At 71.6% G+C, this 3,177-nt stretch carries 1 protein-coding gene; it reads right to left on the reverse strand.

Annotated features, from left to right (window positions below; all coding sequences use genetic code 11):
• Positions 1-3,177: condensation domain-containing protein (locus tag D7Y13_RS40240; protein WP_147452621.1), on the reverse strand; the 3,177-nt coding region annotated here is incomplete at both ends.

A 3,177-nucleotide genomic window follows, 5' to 3' on the forward strand; every position in this document is an offset into this window, starting at 1 on the left:
TCCACACGGCGGAGAAGCCATTCGCGTCCGCGAACTTCGAGCCTTCGATGAGCAGCTCGTACTTCGGGCCGGTGAGGGTGTCCTCGTCGTTGGCGAAGTAGATGAGGCTCAGGTCCATCGCCTTGGCGCGGCGTCCGGCGCCGCCCAGGTTCACCAGTCGCGCCGTCACCTGCTCCGAGGGGAACACCACGCGCAGCCCGCGTGAGAGCGCCCACAGCGCTTCCAGGTCCGGACGGTCCGCGGCGGCCTCGCCCGCGGACAGCCACGCGCCGCCGTCGGTGGGGGACAGCCGTGCATCCAGCGCGACGAAGAACTCCGACAGCTCCAGGTGGCCCAGCGCCCACGCGGGCTGACCCGCGCCCATGGGCAGCAGCCACGCCAGGGTGCCGGACTCACCGCGCCCCAAGGCCTCCGAATCTTCTTCGGTCTCCGGGGACGCAGCGATGTCCTCCACGTACAGCGTGCGAGAGGCCTCCACGCGCACGGAGGTGACGAGCTCGCGAGTGGTGACGAGCACCGGCACGCGCGCGCCTTCGGGAGCATAGAGGGACACTTCGCCCAGGTCGGTGGGACTCAGCGCGACCACCGCGCCTCCAGCCTCCAGCACGGCCCACAGCGCGATGAGCTTCTCCGGCGAGGGCCGCAGGCTCACGGCCACGGGTGCGCCGTCCTTCACCCCAAGCGACCGCAGCCGTTCGGCCAGCGTCCGCACCTGGGTGCCCAGCCGCGTCCAGGTCCAGTGCTCGTCACCGCGTGAAACGGCGATGGCGTCGGCCTGACGGGAGCGACGATCCGCGAGGAGGGCGGGCACGGAGGTGAAGCCGGCCACGGTGCGTGGCGTCGGCCATGCGTGGCGCTCGGCCTCGGTGGACAGGGGCAGGCGAGAGACCTGCGTGTCGGGCTTGGAGAGCGCCGCCGACAGCAGCACCTGGAAGTGCTGCACCAGACGCTCCGCGAAGGCCGCGTCGAACAGCTCCGTGCCGTACTCCAGGGCGCCGTGGATGCGGCCGGGCGACTCGGAGAGCACGAGCGTGAGGTCGGCCAGCGTGGCGCCCCATTGCACGGGGGTGCCGGGCACCTCCACCAGCGAGCCGCGCATGCCCTTGAGCTCCAGCGTCATCGCGCCGGCGCTGACACCGGAGTGGAAGACGAACACCGAGTCGGCCATGCGGCCCTTGCCAATGTCCTTGCCGGGGACCAGTGCCTCCACCAGGTACTCGAAGGGCACGTCTGGCCGCGCCTGGGCGTCGTTCACCTCTTCGCGAATCTGCGCGAGCATGTCGCGGAAGGTCGGCTCGCCCACGAAGCGCGTGCGGAACGCGGCCGAGTGCGCCACGTAGCCGATGAGCGGGAACAGCTCCGGCCGGGTGCGGTTCGCGATGGGCGTGCCGACGATGAGGTCCGTCTGGCCGCTGTAACGGTGCAGCAGCGTCTGCCACGCCGCGAGCACCGTCATGTACGCGGTGAAGCCCTCGCGGCGCGCGAAGGCAGACAGCTCCCGGGCCAGTTCGGGCGGGAACTCCACCGTCATGCGTGCCGACGTGAGCGGGCTGTGCGCCGGGCGGGGACGGTCGGTGGGCAGGTCGATCTGCCGGGGCATGCCGGCCAGGCGCTGACGCCACCACTGCTCCTGCTCGGGCAGGCGCGCTTCCGCGATGCTCTGGCGCTGCCACTGACCGAAGTCCGCGTACTGGAGGGGCAGCGGGGGCAGGGGCGACGGACGCCCCTGGATGAAGGCGTCGTAGAGCTGGCCCAGCTCCTGGACGAAGAGGGCGACAGAGAGCGTGTCGCAGACGATGTGGTGGATGCTGACCACCAGCATGTGCACGTGCGTGTCCAGGCGCACGAGCGTGGAGCGCATCACCGGGCCATTGACGAGATCGAACGGCGCGGCGGCGTCCTCGCGGGCGATGCGCAGGGCTTCGGCTTCGCGGGTCTCCAGCGGCCCCTGGAGGTCCACGCGCGTAAGCGGGATGCGGACGTAGGCGTGGAAGCGCTGCACGGGGCGGCCGTCCACCACGTCGTACGTCGTGCGCAGGGCTTCGTGGCGCTGGACGATCTCCTGGATGCCACGCTCCAGCACGAAGGCGTCCACGTCGCCTTCAAGCCGCAGGACGAACGGGATGGTGTACGCGGACAGGCCGGGCAGGTACTGCTCCAGGCGCCAGACGCGCTCCTGCACGAAGGACAGGGCCAGCTCTCGCGTGCGAGGCAGGGGCACCAGGGGCAGCTCCGCCGTGACAGGCGCCTGGGGGGCCTGGAGCAGCAGGGGCTCCAGGCGTTGGGCGATGCCGGCGACGGTGGGGGCCTCGAAGAGCGCGGCCAGCGGGAGCTGCACGCCGAAGGTGTCACGCACCTGGTTGAGGAGCTGGGCGGCCGTCAGCGAGTTGCCGCCGATCTCGAGGAAGTTGTCCTCGCGACCAACGAAGTCCAGGCCCAGGCGCTCGCGCCACAGCGCGGCCACGCGTTCTTCGACATCTCCGCGCGGCGCGTCCTCGCGGCCGACGGGGACGGCGACGGGGGCCATGGGTTCGGAGGCCGTGTGCGCGGAGAGACCCGGCAGCAGCGGTCGGGTGGAGGCATTCGTGGGCTCGGGCGCCGGCTGCGAAGCCGTGTCCGTGGGAAGGAAGACTCCGTCGTGGAGCGTCCGCGCGATGCTCGGGATGGACACCGGCGGCGGTGTGGAACCGAGCCGGCTCTCGTCTCCCGACGTCGGGCCGACACCGGCGCCCGGCGCCGTCACGCTGGCGGCTGACACGTTCTGCGGTGCACGCACGGGCGCGCCCGGCGGCATGAACGAAGAGGGCAGGGCGCGGGCTCGCGACTGCACCCACACGTCCTTCTCCTGGAACGCATACGTCGGCAGGTGCAACCGAAGCCGCTGCTCATGCGCGTAGAACGCGCTCCAGTCCACGGCGACACCCGCGGTCCAGAGTTCACCCACGCCCTGGAGCCAGCCCTGCTGCTCCGTCGTCGTCCCACCCCGGCGCAGCGTGGCCAGCGCGCGCACGCGGTCGCGGTCCTGTCCCAGGCTCGCACGTACCAGCGGCGTGAGGTCCTGGCCGGGCCCCACCTCCAGCAACACCCCGCAGCCCTCTTCCAGCAGCGCACCCACCGCGTCGGTGAAGCGCACCGGCTGGCGCATCTGCTCCGTCCAGTACCCCGGCGCCGTCAGCT

This window comes from Corallococcus praedator (genome assembly GCF_003612125.1).
Lineage (GTDB): Bacteria > Myxococcota > Myxococcia > Myxococcales > Myxococcaceae > Corallococcus > Corallococcus praedator.